The sequence below is a fragment of the Streptomyces sp. NPDC052101 genome (genome assembly GCF_040680235.1).
GTDB lineage: Bacteria > Actinomycetota > Actinomycetes > Streptomycetales > Streptomycetaceae > Streptomyces.
Window position 1 is genome coordinate 1 of the sequence record NZ_JBFAWH010000039.1, and the last position, 16,007, is coordinate 16,007.

16 protein-coding genes and 1 pseudogene are annotated in these 16,007 nt (G+C 69.1%); 6 read left to right on the top strand and 11 right to left on the bottom strand.

The genetic code is table 11. The features are described from left to right. Window positions 1-156 precede the first annotated feature (156 nt). The 5 genes and pseudogenes from AB0L75_RS38070 to AB0L75_RS38090 form a co-directional block, all read right to left on the bottom strand. On the bottom strand, window positions 157-1,482 hold the full coding sequence (locus tag AB0L75_RS38070; RefSeq protein WP_365190659.1) for an IS701 family transposase: 1,326 nt from the start codon (window positions 1,480-1,482) through the stop codon (window positions 157-159). Window positions 1,483-1,633: 151 nt separating this feature from the next. Further along, complete coding sequence (locus tag AB0L75_RS38075; RefSeq protein WP_365190660.1) at window positions 1,634-2,188, bottom strand: transposase; 555 nt, start codon at window positions 2,186-2,188, stop codon at window positions 1,634-1,636. Next, window positions 2,185-2,757, bottom strand: a complete 573-nt coding sequence (locus tag AB0L75_RS38080; RefSeq protein WP_365190661.1) for a helix-turn-helix domain-containing protein — start codon at window positions 2,755-2,757, stop codon at window positions 2,185-2,187. Before AB0L75_RS38080 ends, AB0L75_RS38075 begins: the two co-directional genes overlap by 4 nt. Before the next feature lie 353 nt (window positions 2,758-3,110). After that, window positions 3,111-4,178: a MerR family transcriptional regulator gene (locus tag AB0L75_RS38085; protein ID WP_365190662.1), complete on the bottom strand. Its 1,068-nt coding sequence runs from the start codon at window positions 4,176-4,178 to the stop codon at window positions 3,111-3,113. A 240-nt stretch (window positions 4,179-4,418) separates the two neighbouring features. Beyond that, window positions 4,419-4,560 (bottom strand): annotated as a pseudogene (locus tag AB0L75_RS38090) (DDE endonuclease); the annotation flags it as partial. Between the two features lie 201 nt (window positions 4,561-4,761). Between AB0L75_RS38090 and AB0L75_RS38095 the strand changes: the two are divergent. Next, window positions 4,762-5,628, top strand: coding sequence for an AraC family transcriptional regulator (locus AB0L75_RS38095; protein WP_365190663.1), 867 nt, complete (start codon window positions 4,762-4,764; stop codon window positions 5,626-5,628). A 43-nt stretch (window positions 5,629-5,671) separates the two neighbouring features. Here the strand turns inward: AB0L75_RS38095 and AB0L75_RS38100 are convergent, their stop codons facing one another. Beyond that, window positions 5,672-6,904: an MFS transporter gene (locus tag AB0L75_RS38100; RefSeq protein ID WP_365190665.1), complete on the bottom strand. Its 1,233-nt coding sequence runs from the start codon at window positions 6,902-6,904 to the stop codon at window positions 5,672-5,674. 129 nt (window positions 6,905-7,033) lie between these two features. On the opposite strand from AB0L75_RS38100, the gene AB0L75_RS38105 reads away from it, so the two are divergent. Further along, entirely contained in the window at window positions 7,034-7,498 is a 465-nt protein-coding gene (locus AB0L75_RS38105; RefSeq protein ID WP_365190666.1) for a helix-turn-helix domain-containing protein, read from the top strand. A gap of 100 nt (window positions 7,499-7,598) precedes the next feature. On the opposite strand, the gene AB0L75_RS38110 is transcribed toward AB0L75_RS38105, so the two are convergent. From AB0L75_RS38110 to AB0L75_RS38120, 3 genes are all read right to left on the bottom strand, one after another. Then, complete coding sequence (locus tag AB0L75_RS38110; protein WP_365190668.1) at window positions 7,599-8,258, bottom strand: zinc ribbon domain-containing protein; 660 nt, start codon at window positions 8,256-8,258, stop codon at window positions 7,599-7,601. Between the two features lie 89 nt (window positions 8,259-8,347). Then, a complete protein-coding gene (locus tag AB0L75_RS38115; protein ID WP_365190670.1) occupies window positions 8,348-10,393 on the bottom strand; it encodes an endonuclease/exonuclease/phosphatase family protein in 2,046 nt (681 codons plus the stop codon). A gap of 224 nt (window positions 10,394-10,617) precedes the next feature. Further along, window positions 10,618-11,205: a histidine phosphatase family protein gene (locus AB0L75_RS38120; protein WP_365190672.1), complete on the bottom strand. Its 588-nt coding sequence runs from the start codon at window positions 11,203-11,205 to the stop codon at window positions 10,618-10,620. Between the two features lie 152 nt (window positions 11,206-11,357). On the opposite strand from AB0L75_RS38120, the gene AB0L75_RS38125 reads away from it, so the two are divergent. Further along, complete coding sequence (locus AB0L75_RS38125) at window positions 11,358-12,233, top strand: hypothetical protein (RefSeq protein ID WP_365190673.1); 876 nt, start codon at window positions 11,358-11,360, stop codon at window positions 12,231-12,233. Here AB0L75_RS38125 and AB0L75_RS38130 read toward each other — a convergent pair. Together AB0L75_RS38130 and AB0L75_RS38135 are read right to left on the bottom strand one after the other, a co-directional pair. Next, complete coding sequence (locus tag AB0L75_RS38130; protein WP_365190675.1) at window positions 12,223-12,561, bottom strand: helix-turn-helix transcriptional regulator; 339 nt, start codon at window positions 12,559-12,561, stop codon at window positions 12,223-12,225. The genes AB0L75_RS38125 and AB0L75_RS38130 overlap by 11 nt on opposite strands. A 158-nt stretch (window positions 12,562-12,719) precedes the next feature. After that, entirely contained in the window at window positions 12,720-13,349 is a 630-nt protein-coding gene (locus AB0L75_RS38135) for a TetR/AcrR family transcriptional regulator (protein ID WP_365190725.1), read from the bottom strand. 101 nt (window positions 13,350-13,450) lie between these two features. Here AB0L75_RS38135 and AB0L75_RS38140 point away from each other — a divergent pair, with 101 nt between their 5' ends. The 3 genes from AB0L75_RS38140 (at window position 13,451) to AB0L75_RS38150 (ending at window position 15,758) form a co-directional block, all read left to right on the top strand. Further along, on the top strand, window positions 13,451-14,680 hold the full coding sequence (locus AB0L75_RS38140) for an alpha/beta fold hydrolase (RefSeq protein ID WP_365190676.1): 1,230 nt from the start codon (window positions 13,451-13,453) through the stop codon (window positions 14,678-14,680). A 96-nt stretch (window positions 14,681-14,776) separates the two neighbouring features. Continuing rightward, the gene (locus AB0L75_RS38145) at window positions 14,777-15,169 is read left to right on the top strand and encodes an antibiotic biosynthesis monooxygenase (RefSeq protein WP_365190677.1); all 393 of its coding nucleotides are present in this window, start codon (window positions 14,777-14,779) and stop codon (window positions 15,167-15,169) included. Continuing rightward, entirely contained in the window at window positions 15,162-15,758 is a 597-nt protein-coding gene (locus tag AB0L75_RS38150; RefSeq protein WP_365190679.1) for a Type-2Aa cytolytic delta-endotoxin, read from the top strand. Before AB0L75_RS38145 ends, AB0L75_RS38150 begins: the two co-directional genes overlap by 8 nt. Window positions 15,759-16,007: the final 249 nt, after the last annotated feature.

The following is a 16,007-nucleotide window of genomic DNA, read 5'->3' on the forward strand; positions in this document are numbered from 1 at the left end:
CTGGATCTGGGGCAGACCCGCACCACCCACCAGACACTTACGCCGCCGCTATGTGTACTTCCTTTGAGGAATCCAGCACTACCGGTAGTTCGTTAGATCCGGCTGTAGAGATCAAGACCGTGTCCGGTGGTGACCGCGTCAATCAGGGCCTGGAGCTCAAAGGGCGGGTCCTTGTCCGTCCAGGCTCGCCACCACCGCTTCAGCGTGATGGCGGGGGTGAGCCAGGAACGAATGGCGCGTAAGGCCCTGGGCCAGCAAGGCGGTTGGGGCTGGTGGGGTTCGGTTGGGCCCCCTCTCTGTCCCCTCGTCGGGGCACGGGTCCGGCGCGGTGGCGTCCAGGGGGCCGGGTGGGGCGAACCACTGGTCCCAACAGAAGGAGAAAGCGCAGTTGACCAGGGTCTGGTGGCGGCGGATGGCGCGGTCGGAGCGGACTTGGAAGTCGGCCCAGCCGAGTTCGTCCTTGACCTGTTTGTAGCTCTGTTCGATCCATGGCCGCAGTCCGTAGAGGCGGACGATCTCGGCGAGGTCGGCCGGCGAGTGCGGGCTGGTGGCGGCGTGAGGCGCATCAGGGTGGGGCAGGTTGGTGGCCAGGTACCAGGTGGCCTTCTCCGGCAGCCGGGCTGGGTCGGTGGTGGCCACGATCAGCCGGCACTGTGAGTCGGGGCCGTAGCCGCCCAGGCGGGCTTCGGCGGCCCACCAGGTCTCGGTGTGCCCGTCGCGGAAGTGTCGTTCCACGGGCGTCCAGTCGCCGGGATGCTTGGCATTCCGCCAGGTCAGGGCGTGGGCGGCCTGGATGGGGGTGTGCGGCTGGTCGGCCGGGGCCCAGACACCGTTGCGCGGCTTGAGCGCCACCACATAGGCCAGGCCGGCCTCCCGCAGTGCGAGGTACCAGTCGTCACTGACCGAGTAGGCGCAGTCGGCAACCACCGCCCGGCAGCCGAAGCCGGCCTCCTTCCCGCGGGCCGCGAGAGCAGCAGACAGCTGCGGTTTCGTGCGGAAGGCCGGATCGGACCGGCCCCGGGCGAAGTGATGGGCAGGGGTGTAGGGAGCCGCGTGCAGCGGGTAGTACACACGGCCGTCGGTCCACACCGTGGTCACCGTGACGATGCCGTTGTCGGTCTTGCCGTACCGGCCCAGCCACTGCCGGCCCACATGCGCGGTCGCCGTGCCGTCCTTGCGGTCGCCGGAATCGTCGATCACGATGACCCCGCCGTCGTGCGGAGCCGTCGCCGGCTGCTCGCGCAGCAGCTCAAGCCGCCGGTCGTTGATCTGCTCGGCCTCCCAGGGGGACTCGGACAGGAAGAACTGCAGCCGCTGCACCCCCGGCATACCCGCGCCGGTCACCGGCTCCGCGCCTGCCAGGCAGGTGATCGTCTTGTTCCGCTCCCGTGGCGCCAGCAGCCCGGTCAGGTACTCGCGAAACCCTCGCCGCTGTGCCAGGCTGAAGAAGAGGTCGTCGAACCGGGCCGCGTACTCCTCCAACGGCCCCGGCGCAGGCGGACATGGACGGCGAGCAGTCATCTCCAGCCCCCAGCAACGCAGTTGACTCCTACCACCGGCCTACGACCAACCGGACTAGCCGTCAACCCACACCACCGCCGGATTTAACGAACTACCGCTACTGCTGGGTTCCTCAAAGGACGTACACATATCGGCGACGTAAGCGCCTGGTAGGTGGTGCGGGTCTGCCCCAGATCCAGGGGCCGGCATGGGCGTTGGGCCGGGCCGTCGCCAGGGTGGTGGCCTGTTCGATGTCGTCGCGGTTGGCGGATGACCGGCCGGAGAGGGCCGTCTTGCGGAAGATGCGCCACCAGCCTTCCTGCAGGTTGAGCCAGCACGCGCCCACGGGGATGAAGGCATGGTGGATGCGGGGGTGGTCTTCGAGCCAGGTCCGTGTGGACACGCTGTTGTGACTGGACAGGTTGTCGGTGACGATCCAGATCTGCCCGTCCGGGTTGGCGTTCTCGAGCCGTTGCAGGAACTGCTGATAGAACACGCTGTTGCGGGACGACGCGGTCATCGTGGCTGCCTGGCCATCGGCTGGTCGCAGACCGCCGTAGACCCAGGTCTTCTCCGGTCCGCGGCTGTAGTCGAGTTCGGCTTTGATCCGGTGCCCGTCCGGTGACCAGGCGGGTGCGGGCGGAAAGGTCCGCGGGATCACTGGCCCCGGCTCGTCGGCGCAGATCACCGTCGCGTCGGCGGGCGGGTGAGTATAGAGGCCGATGATCCTTGTCCTTTGGGACGAAGTCCGGATCCTTCGAGCGCGTCCAGGACCGGGTACGGCGCCGGCGCACGCCTTCGGCGAGCAGGATGTGCCTGACCTGTGAGCGGCCCACCTGGATCCCTTCGGCCCGCGGCCGCAGCCAGGGAATCCAGGGTCCACTCGGAAGGTCCGGACTCGTCGAAGGCCCACGGTTGCCCAACCGGCTCCCACCTCAGCCGCCCTGGTGGCATGTCCTTGACCAGGGAGATGATCCGAGATCGTTCCTCCTCGGTGATCCGTCGCCTGCGGCCCTGCCCGCCTGGATCCTCCAGCCCCTGCAGGCCTGAGCGGTTGAAGCGGTGCAGCCGGCAGCGGACCGTTTTCTGGCTGCAGTCCAGCTCCACGGCGATCGCCGGCACCCATAGCCCCGACCAACTCAACTGGATCACGCGGGCCCGCATCACTGCATCCCGCGGAGCCTTCCTCGCCCGCGACAATCGGCCGACGACGGTCCGCTCGTCCTCGTCGAATACCGGTCGTGCCCGTAAAACCATCGCCCAGCACCCGCCCCCGAGCACCCTCAACCACCCCGCCACCAGGACATATACCCAGCGAAAGAGGAACCCAGCACTACTGACCTTCAAAGCGTGGTGTCGTGGCGCTGATGGGTGGTGATCCCTGCGGTGGCAGTCGACGTCTCGTCGGCCGAGTTCTCGCGTCTTGTGCTGGCGGTGTCACAGGCCGAGGGCCCAGCAGCCGTGACGGCTTCCATGGGCGGCCCGGGCATCATGGTGCGGGTTCGTCTCCATCGACGATGGTGTGTCTGTCGCCATCAATGGGTTCGCCAGCACCCTGAGCCGGCTGCGTCCGATTGGTCTGGGCGAGCCGGATCAGGGTGCGTGGACCGTCAGTCCTCCAGGCGGACCGGCATCAGGATCGAGAAGGTGCCCTCGTCGTCGGGCCGGCGGATCGCGATCGGCACTGTGGGGGTGCCGAGTTCAAGAATCAGTCGCTCCCGGGCCCCGGCGGCCAGCGCATCCAGCAGGAACTCACGGTTCACGGCGACGCGGTTCGGGTCTGCGTCACCGTCTGCGCAAAGGGTCGCCGTGCCGCCATCCTCCACCCTGAGCACGCTGAGGTCGGGCGCTCCGGCCTCTCCGGAACGGACAGGACCGGTCTCCAGCGCCTTCCGAAAGGCCGCCACCTCGACGACGGCGCGGCGCCCTGCGGCCTGGGGGAGGAGACGACGGTAGTCGGGGAAGTCGTGGTCGAGGCACTGGCCGGCTGCCTGCCTGTCCCCCACCTCCAGCGTCACGCGGTCGCCGTCGACAGACAGCCGCACGGGTCCCTCGCTGTCCAACAGCGCCCGCATCGCGTCGGCGAGCGGGGTGGGCACGATGACCTGCACTCGGCTCCCGTCGTGCCCGGCGATACCGGCCTGCGCGACAGCCATTCGGTACCGGTCAGTAGCCACGAGGTGGAGTCTCTCGCCCTCGATGTCGAACAGGATCCCGCCGAGCATCGGCAGTTCAGGGTCGGTACTCGCCGCGAAACGGACCGCGTCCAGCGCGGCTGCCAGCTCGGGTGCGGCGCTGGGCATCCGGACGGTGGCGATGCGGAGCGAAGTCATGGCATTCTCCCGGTGATCGAGTAGTGCTCGGAGCGCGGAGAACTCGCCGCGGGCATCGGACAGTCCCTGTTCGAGACGGCACAGGTGCGCCTTGAGCAGCTTTCGGACCAGATCGGTGTCCGCGCCGGACCAGCTGGCCAGCACCAGCCTGATGTCCGGCAGTGGCATTCCGGCCCGGCGCAAGCGGGCCAGCAGCCGGGCCTCTTCCAGCTGCTCGGGTTCGTACCAGCGGTAACCGCTCACCGGATCCACCCAGGCCGGGACCAGCACACCGGCACGGTCGTAGAACCGCAGGGCGCTCACGCCCAGACCGCTGTCGCGGGCCATCTCGCCAATGCTGTGCATGTCGTTCTCCACACCCAGCACTCTGGGCCCTGCACCAGGTCGAGGGTCAACCCGGCGCTGGAGCGGATCTCGCGACAGCGGAAGGCAGGTGCTGTGGCTCGGCGGCACTGAGGCGAGACTGTCGGCAGAGGAAGCTGTTCCCCAGCGGTCTATCGGATCGACCGACACTCCCACCCCACCCCACCCCACCCCGCCACGGCGTACCGGACGTACGGCCACTTGCCTTGGATGCCCATGTCCTCATGGTCTGGCCCGGACGAGTCCTGTTCCGGCAAGGCAGCCATCGAGTACGTCGCTGCGGTACTGGAGCCGGCGCGATCCTTGCCGGACGGCGGTGATCAGGTCCTCGGGATCTGTGAAGGCGCGGTTGGCCAGTGGTGCGTTGGCGAAGCTGCCCGTTCTGCCATCTGCCATCCGGCTGGTCTGCTTCATGAAATCCCCTATTTCCCGTTGTGGTTGCTACGGGTGGGATGTGCGCGGGTCGCCGGTCGCTTGTCGTACCCGACCGGATCGGGCACAGGATGTCGGGTCCGGCAAGGTGAGTCCTTCCTAACGTTAGTGATCGAAAGGGAAGGAGGCCGGGGTGCTGGAGCGGCTGAACCAGGCCATGGAGCACATCGAGTGCCATCTTGATCGGCGGATCGAGGGGGCCGACCTCGCGCGGATCGTGGTGACTTCGGAGTACCACCTGCGGCGGCTGTTCTCCGCGCTGGCGGGGATTCCGCTGTCGGAGTACATCCGGCGCAGGCGGCTCACGATCGCTGGTGCCGAGGTGCTGGCCGGGGAACGGACGCTGCTGGAGATCGCGGTGCGGTACGGCTACACGTCGGGGGAGGCGTTCGCGCGTGCGTTCCGCGCCATGCACGGCGTCGGTCCCGGCGAGGCCAGACGGTCCGGTGCGAGTCTGCAGTCCCAGCCACGGCTGTCCTTCCGCCTCACCGTCGAAGGGAGCAGCAGTATGCGATACAGGGTCGTGGAGAAGGACGAGTTCCGTGTGGTCGGCAGGAAGGCGCGCGTCCCCCTCGTGCACGAGGGGGTGAACCCTGCCATCGCCGAGTTCATCCGGGGCATCGGGCAGGAGACGCTGCAGCGCATTCAAAGCCTGTCCGATCAGGAGCCGCAGGGGATCGTATCGGTGAGTGACGACCTCGACCCGAGTCGGGCGGAGGGGACCGAACTCGACTACTACCACGGGGTGGTGACCCGTGCCGCCGTGCCCCAGGACATGGACGCGCTCACCGTGCCGGCCGGGACCTGGGCTGTCTTCGAGAACTCCGGGCCGTTTCCGCAGGCGCTCCAGTACCTCTGGCGGGACGTGTTCACGCAGTGGTTCCCGTCCAACCCGTACCGGAGCCGGCCGGGACCGGAGATTCTGCGGACCCGGCTGTCGCAGGACGCCACACAGGCGGATGCGGAGCTGTGGATCCCCGTGGAGCGGGCTTCGGTCTGACCGACAGCGTGCGGCGGCCCAGTGCCGCCGCACGCTGGTGACGTCACGCTGTTGGGCCCAGGCGCCGGGTCGTCGCCCACAGCAGCAGGGCGGCGCAGCTGAAGGCCGTCCCCAGGGCGGACACCCCTGTCCACCCGGTCGTCGCGTACGCCAGTGAGGAGCCGAGGGCGCCGAGGCCGCTGCCGGCCGAGTAGAAGACCATATAACCGCCGATGATTCTGCTTCCCGCATCCGGGTGTACGGCGTAGATGAGGGACTGGTTGGTGACGTGCACCGCCTGGACCGCGAAGTCCAGGAGGACGGCGCCGACGGCCAGCGCCCAGAGCGAGTGCCGGGTGAACGCCAGGGGGAGCCACGACACGGCGAGCAGGACCAGCGCGGTTCCCGTGGTCCGCTGCGCGAGTCCGCGGTCGTTCCATCGGCCGGCGGCGCCCGCGGCCGCGGCTCCGGCCGCTCCGGCCAGCCCGAACGCGCCGATCGCGGTGTGCGGGAGCGACCAGGGCGGACTGCTGAGCGGCTGGACGACGCTGCTCCACAGCGTGCTGAAGGCCGCGAAGACCAGCAGCGCCAGCCCGCCGCGGACCCGGAGCAGGGGGTGGCGGGCGAACAGGACGACGGTCGACACCAGCAGACGCCGGTACGGCATGGCGACCGTCGGCGGCCGTCCGGCCCGTAGGGCGCGGCGCAGGAGCACGGCGAGCGTCGCGGTCATCGCGGCCGAGAGGAGGTAGACGGCGCGCCATCCGGCCAGGTCGGCCACTGTGCCCGCCACCGTGCGGGCCAGCAGAATGCCCGTGATGACCCCGCTGGTGACCGCTCCGACGACCCGCCCCCGAAAGGCCGGAGCGGCGAGATGGGCCGCTGCGGCCACCATGGTCTGGGCGACGACGGCGAGCGCACCGACCGCCGCGAGGGCGGCGAGCAGCGCCGTGGTCCCGGGCGCCAGGGCGACAGCCAGCAGCGCGGCAGCGAGCAGGCCGAGCTGGAGCGTGATCAGCTTGCGCCTGTCGACGAGATCACCGAGCGGGACGAGCAGTAACAGCCCTGCGGCGTATCCGAGTTGGGTGACGGTGACGATGGCGCCGAGCAGCCCGGAGCCGAGCGAGAACTGCTCGCCGAGCGTGACCAGCAGGGGCTGGGCGAAGTAGACGTTGGCCACCGCGCTGCCGCAGGCGACGGCGAAGAGCAGGGTCAGGCGTGCGGTTGGCGGCCCGGGCGGTGCGAGTGCGGTGTTCACGGCCGTCCGGCCGCCGGCCGTCGAGCAGTCGCTCGGCATACGGTGCCCCCTCCATGGTGGTTGCAACTTGCTACCTACTGGACCCTAGGCAGCGAGGTAGCATGTTGCAACCATGCGTGGCACTCACACGCGTGGCGCTGACGCTGTGGTGCTGAGGAGGAGAGCGGAATGGTCGCCCGTACGCGGTTCGATGCCGCCCCGTGTCCCGTTGCCCGGTCGATCGACGCCATCGGCGACTGGTGGTCGCTGCTGATCGTGCGCGACGCGTTCGACGGCAGTCGCCGCTTCGGCGAGTTCCAGCGAAGCCTGGGCATCGCCAAGAACATCCTCACCAGCCGGCTGCGCACGCTGGAGGAAGCCGGAGTGATGAGAACCGCGCCCGCCTCCGACGGCAGCCCTTACCAGGAATACGTACTCACAGAGAAGGGGCGCGCGCTCTTCCCTGTCGTCGTCGCACTGCGCCAGTGGGGCGAGACGCACTGCTTCGACCCCGGGGAGCCGCACTCGCGACTCCTCGACCGTCGCAGCGGACGCCCGCTGAGCCCGCTGGAGATCCGCTCCGGCGACGGGCGCCCCGTCGGCCCGGACGAGACCATCGTCGAAAAGCTCGGCACCACGGACGCGAGTGGCTGACCCCGCCCCCGCCGACACGTACGCCGCGGTCGGCGGCGTACGCCCCTCACCCGCTTCAGGCCAGGACCGCCTGAAGCGGGTGAGCACAAGCAGCCACGCCCTACCGCCGTGTGCCGCACCCCGGGCAGAAGGCCGCACCGTCCGGCACGACGGCGGAGCAGGAGGCGCACTGGTGGGACTGGGCCAGTTGATGACCACAGCCGGAGCAGTAAGGGGCTCCGTGTGTCTCCGTACGGCATTGAGGGCAGACCAGCTGCCGGGGGACGGTGGCGTCGTAGCTCTGCCCGGCTTGCTGCCCTGCGGCGTATGCCAGCTGTGACGCCATGTCGTTCAGGCCGCGCTGCTGCGCCGCCATGGCCTCGGCCGCGGTGTCGGGGGCGCAGTGCAGGCACAGCCCCTGCGCCGCGTTCCAGCAGCGTCCGCAGACGTAGTTGGTGCAGCGTGCACAGCGGCTGAAGTGCCCCTGGGCGTTGCTGATCGCCCGCTCGAAGGCATGGTCGCGGGACCGGCCCCAACCGGCCCCCGCCAGCCCGTCCACGGCGGATGTGACCCCACGGCCCGTACTGCCCAGCAGGTTCCAGGCCATGTCGACACCCTTGCTGAGCCAACTGGCGGCCCGCTCGCCGTTGTACGGCTCGAACGGCGAACGCCAGGTGTCATGACAGCGCGAGCATGAGAACTCGAACTGGAAGCCAGCCCCGGTACCGTTGCGCTCGCACAAGTCGCGGTAGTTGTTACTGAAGTAGATCTCGCTGCTCACGTGGTCCCCCCACAGTTCAGGCCATTAGCACACAGCCCTATGACGTCGGCGGAAGCCCGCTGGTTCTGGCCATGACCGGTACGTTCGGCTCATCCGACCTCCTTGATCTGCATGCCGTCGGTGCCGTGAAGGCCGTCGTTGGTGCAACGGAACTGAGAGTTGACGCCCGGGGGCGGCTGGTCGCCGAGCTGGGTGAGGCAGTTGCCCAGTGCGCGCTGGCCGAAGGCGTTCGGGTGGATCGACTCCTGCTGGTTGCCTTGGGAGGCCCAGAAGGCGTGGGGGAAGTAGAGGTAGGAGATCCAGCGCACCCATTCGGCCGACTGTGGATCCAGGGGGTTGTTGAGGCTCGTGGCGTGCAGGGTGTCCTCGTGGCACAGCTCGTGGTGGGCGAGGGCGCCGCGCACGTCCAGGAATGCCGCGCCGACTGTTTTGGCGGCTTGGCCGAGTTCCCGGGCCATGCCGGTGACGAGGGTGTCGCGGGCCCAGTCCGTGTCAGTGTCATAGAAGGGGCAGCCGCCCTGGGAGTAACGCTCGTACGTCTCCGGGTAGCGGTAGGCGTCGCCCGGCGGCAGCGGCTGCGGGTAGTCCTGGACGACCAGGCGGTAGTCCCCGGGGCCGTAGCCAGCCTGGCGCATCGTGTTCTGGATGTCCCTCAGGGACTGCGTCACCTTGTTTCCGACGGTGTCGAGTTCCGTGCTCTGGTCCCCCCAGGCGTTCTTGCAGTACGCGACGAAGCCGAGCAGGAACCGCTTGGCGCAGGAGCGGACGATGTCCTCGAAGCCGAGGTCGTTGCCGCCGATCGAGACGACGATCTCCTTGACCCGGTAGGCCGACGCCACGGCTTTGAGTTGTTCGGTCTGGGCGGGCTCGTCCTTCTCGGTGAAGGGCTGGGTGATCTCGTTGGTGGTGGCCCCGGAGCAGGCCAGGTCGAAGTGCCGCCAGGAGGCGACCTCGGGATAGGAGGCGGTGATGATCGGTGCGGTGTCGGAGCGGTCGCAGCGGTTGCCGCCCTCGGCGTAGGAGGTGAGGCCGTAGACCCGGTCGAGGTCGTGGTCGCAGTTCGACTCGCTGGTGCAGTCGGTCGCGGCGCGGTCCGTGCCCCAGACCGTTCCTTCCGGGCTGGTGTTGGCGTTGCCCGCCCAGCGGCCGGCCTCGCCGGAGATGTAGCTGTCGCCCATCGCCACGGTCGCTGCCTCACGAGCGCACTCGTCCTGCCTCGCGCGCAGTTGGGCGTCGCCGGGATCGCAGCGGTACTCGTTGCCGCCGGGGACCAGGCTGTACCAGAAGCCGACGGGGTAGTGGTCGGAGCCGTCCACATAGGTCAGGCGGTAGGCGGTGTACCGCCATGGTGCGGACAGCCCCTTGACGACCATGTAGTCGAGTTCGTCCGTGGGCGCCCCCACCGGATAGGTGGCAAGGCCCGACCGCACCAACGACAGGCCCGGGGGCAGCTGATGCCCCCACGAATCCGGGGTGCGGTTGAAGTCGCCCGAGGCCGCCCAGTGATCACCCGCCACCCGCGCGATCTCCCTCACCAGGTCGGGGGCGTCGTTGGCCTGGTGGACGCGGTTCGCCCTGTTTCGCGCGTGCACGGAGTAGAACCAGGTCCCGTCCGACAGTTCGATGCCGAGCGCGGGTTTGGCGTCGGGCTGCGTGGACTGGGGTGCGATGACGTTGACGGCAACGACGTTGTCCCCGGCCTGGTTGACGACCACGGCGATCGAGCGGTTACGACGTGGCGTCTTCAGCCGGTAGATGATGCAGGGGCTCTGCGGGTCGGGCGGACGGCAGTTCACCCACCGATAGCGCTCCACGGTATAGCCGTTGGGCATGGTCGTCTGCGCGCCCACCAGCCTCCCGGCCGCCGGCTCGGCGTCCGGGGGATCACCGTCGGGGACCTCCTGCAGAGTCAGGATCTCCGCCTGCACGGTCAGCGGAAAGACCCCGTGCTGCCAGCGCTCCGCCCGGTAGTGCATGTTGTACGTGGCGGAACGGTGCACCTCCACCTGGCGCGGACGGGCACCGGGGGACCCCGGCCCCATCACTACGGAACCGGCCGCCGGCACCGCGGTCAGCAGCACGAGCAACGACACACTGAACGCGACGACAAGACGCCAGAAAGCGGCAGCGCCCACACGCCGGTGACACTCCGTCAGCTCCACGAGATCAAAAATATGGGCCCCCGGCCCCGCGCCGGCGTCACAAGCGGTGCTGAAACGGATCACGGAACCCGATCAGCCGAGGACCGCCCCCGCCCGTGCCGACGGCCCCCCGGCCTGCCGCGGTTCAGCAGGCATGGGGGTGCGGTCCATGGCCGTACGTCAGAGACCTCACACCGCGATCGCGAGGCGGGCTGCCGCTACGGGACGTTCCAGGCCGAGATGAACGGTTGGCCGTCCTCAGTGCCCAGGAAACTCAGAGTCCCCGGATGCGGGTGGCCGAGCAGCCGGCCGGCCGACGCGTCCAGGCCCAGCCAGCGCACGGCGAGCACGCGCGCCAGATGACCGTGAGCGACCACGGCCACGTCGCCGTCGTCCAGCAGTGGCCGGATCCGGTCCAGCACCGCGTCCGTACGCGCGGCCACCTGCTCGATTCGCTCACCGGGATGGCCGGTGCCGCCGGGGACGACGCCGTCCCGCCACAGGTCCCAGCCCGGCCGCCCCTCCCGGATCCGCGCGGCGGTCATGCCCTCATAGCCGCCGTAATCCCACTCCACCAGGTCGGGATCGGGCCTGACGCCGGTCAGCCCCGCCAGCTCGGCCGTCCGCATGGCGCGGCTCAGCGGGCTGCTGAACACGGCGACCAGCGGGCGTCGGGCCAGCCTCGGAGCAAGCGCTTCGGCCGATGTCTCACCCGCATCGGTCAACGGGACGTCGGTGCGGCCCGCGTGCCGGCCCGACAGGCTCCACGCGGTCTGGCCGTGCCTGATCAATATCAGTTCCCCCATGCGGCAGCACGCTATCCGATCACGTGAGACGGCGGACACGCTGGCCGATTGTCGCTGAAAGTGACGGCGTGGTATCGCGTTGACTGACATCATCAACTCCACTCGCGGCAGCTTTCGATGACAGGTGGGCGGCGAGAGGGCTGAGCGCTGGTGTGACCTGTGCCGAGAGGGAGGCCTTTGGGCATCCGCACGCTGAAGGCGGTTCGGCCCGTCCGTGGAACGTCTTGGGGGCGCCGTCGATGAGTTGGTTTCAGCACACCTGGTTGGTCGACTACGTGTTACCCGCTGGGGTGAGCGCGGCCATCGCGTGGGTGGGGCTGGCACGCGAGTTCTCCGGCAAAGGGCGGCTGCTGGGCAGCTGGGCGTCGTCCGGTCTGATGCTGTTCGTGCTGGCGCTGATGGGCGCGGTGGCGGCCGGCGCGGTGGTGCTGCTGCCGCACGCGGCGTCGATCCCTCCGGTGATCGCGGGCGCCGCGACGGGGGCGACCGCGCTGCCCCGGCGGAAACAGGACGAGACGGCGCAGCCGTACGTCAAGTTCATGACGCTGGGCATCGCCCTGGTCAGGGAGCGGCTGGTGCAGCGTGTGCACCTCGACGCCTGTACCTGGTCGGACCGCTTCCTCCGCGGTATCGAAACGTCCGCCCAGCTCAGGGTGTTCGTCCACGATCTCAAGCTGTACCTGCTGGAGCGGCATCCGCTCGCTGCCGAGACCAAGATGATCAACGCGATCTACGCGGATGTGGAGGCGGCGATCGACGTGGCGCTGGACGTCCAGACGGGGATCGACGAGGCGTGCCGGCAGGCTGAGCGTGAGGCGACGGCGGATGAACTCGTCGCCCGGCGCCAGGCGTTCGGCACCGCCCTCGCCCACTGCGGACACCTGCTGCGCTTCGCGTACGTTCACGGCCGCCGCAGCGAGAACGAAGAACTCAAGACGCTGCGTGCGAAGGCGATGTCCAACGACGCCTTCCACAGTCCGGCGCTGCCCCCGCAGCGTCGCTGGTTCGACCGCTGGCTCACCCGCTGAGACGGGCCGGGAGCCCGCTGCTTCTGAGGGACGAGGAGTCCGTGCTGCCGCCCGCCTTGGCCTCCGCCGACTGCGGTCGGGGACAGAATGTGATCTGGACGTCGGCGTCCAGCGCCTCCGCCACGGCGGCGAGTGTTCTGACGGTCAGGTTCGCATCGCCAGACATGATCTGACTGACCCGGCCCGGGCTGACGCCCATGGCCGCCGCCAGGTCGGAGCGTGTCTTGCCCTGCCCTGCCAGCAGACCGGCCAGGGAGGCTGTCGCCTGCCGCGCTATCCGGGAAGCCGCTAACGTCGTCCGGCTCTCGTCACGGGCGAAGATGCCCATGATTCACCCCCAACTCATGGAGAGACAACGCTCGTTGCCTCTCCATCAGCATGCCACCTTTAGCTATGACTAAAAACGCGGTTGGTGAGAAATCTACGCCCAACACGCCCCATCCACGGTTCTGACCTGCGGCAACCCACCGTGACACTGACGCAAAATCACCCTGTCGGGTCAGCGACCGGCACTGCCGCCTGACTGCGCGCCCGGCCGGCCGGAGCGGTGCCGCCGTGCAGCACTGTCTCGACGAGCGCCTGAGGGTAGGCGGGCGTGTCCGGCATGGCGCCGAAGAGGGCCCGCAGGTAGAGCGGCCCGAGTACGTGGTCGAGCACCTGGTCGATGTCGGGGGGATTCTCTCCGCGGGCGGCGGCGCGGTCGAGGATCCGGCCGATGTCGTCGGCCCGGCGGGCGACGTGGCGCGAGCGTTCCTCCTGGGCCTCGGGTGTCCCCGGCAGGGACATGGCCAGGGCGCGCAGGATCAACTGCCCTTCGGGGCGCAGGAGGCTGGCGGCTGCCGCGGTGGCCCACTGCGTCAGATCCCCGCTCAGCGTGCCGGTGTCGGGCAAGGGGGAGTCCTGCTCCAGCCGGGTGACCGCCACATCGGCCAGGAGCGCCTCACGGGTGCCCCAGCGACGGTAGATGCTGGTGGGATTCACGCCGGCGCGCTGGGCGATCGCCGGGACGGTCACGTCCTTGCCGCCGGGCTCGGACAGCAGCTCGATCACTGCCTCGTGGACCGCCGACCGGACGCGGGCTGCCCGTCCGCCGGGGCGCGGGGTCGATGCGTTCATGCTCACACCACCAGTCTAAAGCAGATCTGTTTGCTTTTACGTCCCGGGGGTGCTCTACTTGGCCTCGACGAAAGCAAACATAGTTGCTTTAGGGAGTGGGCATGAAGAACCTGCTGTTCCCCGACGACGTCCAGTTCTGGTACGAGACCCTGCGGTCGTTCGGCCACATCACCTACGGCGGCGCCGACTTCGGGGAGGTCGTGGCGACGAGCACACGCATCGTGGCAGGCGACTACGGCAGCTGGCACGACGAGTGGCTGGCCACGGCCGACCGAGTCGCCGCCGAGGCCGAACGGGCCCTGGCGGACGGCCACTCGATCAGTGCCCGGGACGGCTTCCTGCGGGCGTCGAACTACTACCGGTCCGCCGAGTTCTTCCTGCACGGCAACCCGTGCGACCCCCGCCACCACCACGCCTACGACCGCAGCGTGGAGTGCTTCCACACCGCGGCGGCGCTGTTCACCCCGCGGATCGAGCCGGTCCGCATCCCCTACGAGGGCACCACACTCCCCGGCTACCTCTACCGCGCCGACACCTCCGCGACTCCCCGGCCCACCGTGATCATGCACAACGGCTTCGACGGCACGGTCGAAGAGATGCACTTCTTCGGGGCGATGGCGGGCGTGGAGCGCGGCTACAACGTCCTCGCGTTCGACGGACCGGGCCAGCCCGGGCCGCTCCACCACGAGGGCCTGGTCTTCCGTCCCGACTGGGAGAACGTCGTGGGCCCCGTCCTCGACTTCGCCCTGACCCTGCCGGAGGTCGACGGCGACCGGGTCGCGCTGCTCGGCAACAGCATGGGCGGACTGCTCGCCCCGAGGGCGGCGGCGTTCGAACGCCGGCTGGCCGCGGTGATCGCCATCGACGGCGTCTACGACCTCGGCCGGGCGGTCACCACCCTGATGCCCGGCGACCCCGACGAGACCGAACGGCGGCTGCGCGCGGCCTCGGATCCCGAACTCGACGCCCAGCTGGAGCACTTGATCGCCACCAACCCGGTCCTGCGCTGGGCGCTGAACCACGGTATGTACGTCATGGGGGCCGAGACCCCCCGCGCCTTCGGCGCCGCCTATCTCGACTACCACCTCCGTGACGGCATCGCCGAACAGATCACATGCCCCGCCCTTGTGTGCGAGGCCGCCGAGGACCTGTTCTTCGCCGGACAGGCCCGGCAGCTCTACGACAGCCTCACCTGCCCCAAGACCCTGCTCGAGTTCACCGCGGAGGAAGGCGCCGACGCGCACTGCCAGGCGGGAGCGCAACGACTCGCCCTGGCCCGCGTCTATGACTGGCTGGACGACACGCTGCACCACCGGCACACGGCCGGCTAGTGCCGCATCGGCCGGCGTTCACCCTGGTGTTCCCCGTCCTCGCGCCCTTCGGCCCGATCCCTGGATCGTTGGGCGCACCCGCCTTACGGTGGCGCCATGAGCGATCACTCGGAAGCCCCTGTCGCGCCCGTCGAGGCCTACGAACCCCCCTACTACGTGGCTGTCTTCACCACGGTGCGAACCCAGGACCAGAGCGGCTACAGCGAGACCAACGCGCGCATGGAGGACCTGGTGAAGGACGTCCCCGGGTTCCTGGGGATGGACCACGCGCAGACTCCCGGCGGGCTGGGTATCACCGTCGGGTACTTCCGCGACGCCGACGCTCTCACGCAGTGGCGGAGCAACGCCGAGCACCGCGCGGCGCAAAAGCGCGGGCAAGCCGAGTGGTACGAGAGCTACACGCTGCATGTGGCGAAGGTGGAGCGGAGTCACGGGTTCACGCGAGCGCTGCGGCATACTGACGCCTCACCAGTGCAACAAAATGTTTAAGGAGGCGAAGTTGGCAGCCTGTTTCAGGTCAGTCATCAAGGTGGGAGAGGCTCATCTCGCCCAAGCGGAGGCCCTGGGGCGTGCCTTCCAGGAGGCGATCGCGCCCGCCACCGTCAACTACGACTTCGGTCACATCCGCGATGCCGCCGCGGCGCTGCCCGACAGCGACATCGTCAAGATGATCCGTGGCTGGGGGCTCCAGGAGGAGGCGCCGATCCTGGTGATGGCACTCTCCCTCAAGGAGGCGGTCCGCCAGGCGCTCCCGCCCGAAGCGGCCAAGGCGTCGTTCTGGGACACCGTCGAGCACGGCCTCGTGGATGCCTTCACCGGACTCGCGGCGCAGGAAGGCGAACCGGGACTGGCCTACTACGACGAGGGGGCGGACCACACGAGCTACTACCGCGACTTGTTCTTCGCCCTCCAGGACGAGGAAGCCGGCGGGTACCTGTACGCCGTCGCCTTCTGCGCCGACGTCACCGTCGGCTTCGGCAAGTCCCGTGTGGGGACCCTGGGCCTCACCGACACCGCGCCGTTCGCGGTCCGGCTCAACGCGATCGTCGTGCGCCAGAAACTCGCGAACGTGGCCTGATCCCCAGTTCCTCAGTCACGGCCCGCCGTCCCGGGCCGCGAAATCGCGCACGACCGCCTGGCGTCGCGTAAAAAGCCAACCCTTCTGCTCCTTCGAGCACCATCCGCTCGATTTTCAAAAAATCACGGGCCGGCGGGCCTTCCGCTGTTGACCTCGCCGTACGGGGCGCCTTAATGGAAGTAGCAGCACATCCGAGAGGACCGTGCTCAATCGAGCACAGTCGCTTGCGAGGCCCACAGCTCTTGGATC

Excerpts from the sequence above, each read along its gene's own strand:
- AB0L75_RS38105 (WP_365190666.1), top strand. The coding sequence starts at position 7,034 with ATGGTCGCCCGTACGCGGTTCGATGCCGCCCCGTGTCCCGTTGCCCGG.
- AB0L75_RS38100 (WP_365190665.1), bottom strand. The coding sequence starts at position 6,904 with ATGCCGAGCGACTGCTCGACGGCCGGCGGCCGGACGGCCGTGAACACC.
- AB0L75_RS38120 (WP_365190672.1), bottom strand. The coding sequence starts at position 11,205 with ATGGGGGAACTGATATTGATCAGGCACGGCCAGACCGCGTGGAGCCTG.
- AB0L75_RS38145 (WP_365190677.1), top strand. The coding sequence starts at position 14,777 with ATGAGCGATCACTCGGAAGCCCCTGTCGCGCCCGTCGAGGCCTACGAA.
- AB0L75_RS38140 (WP_365190676.1), top strand. The coding sequence starts at position 13,451 with ATGAAGAACCTGCTGTTCCCCGACGACGTCCAGTTCTGGTACGAGACC.
- AB0L75_RS38085 (WP_365190662.1), bottom strand. The coding sequence starts at position 4,178 with ATGCACAGCATTGGCGAGATGGCCCGCGACAGCGGTCTGGGCGTGAGC.
- AB0L75_RS38135 (WP_365190725.1), bottom strand. The coding sequence starts at position 13,349 with ATGAACGCATCGACCCCGCGCCCCGGCGGACGGGCAGCCCGCGTCCGG.
- AB0L75_RS38150 (WP_365190679.1), top strand. The coding sequence starts at position 15,162 with ATGTTTAAGGAGGCGAAGTTGGCAGCCTGTTTCAGGTCAGTCATCAAG.
- AB0L75_RS38130 (WP_365190675.1), bottom strand. The coding sequence starts at position 12,561 with ATGGGCATCTTCGCCCGTGACGAGAGCCGGACGACGTTAGCGGCTTCC.
- AB0L75_RS38080 (WP_365190661.1), bottom strand. The coding sequence starts at position 2,757 with ATGGTTTTACGGGCACGACCGGTATTCGACGAGGACGAGCGGACCGTC.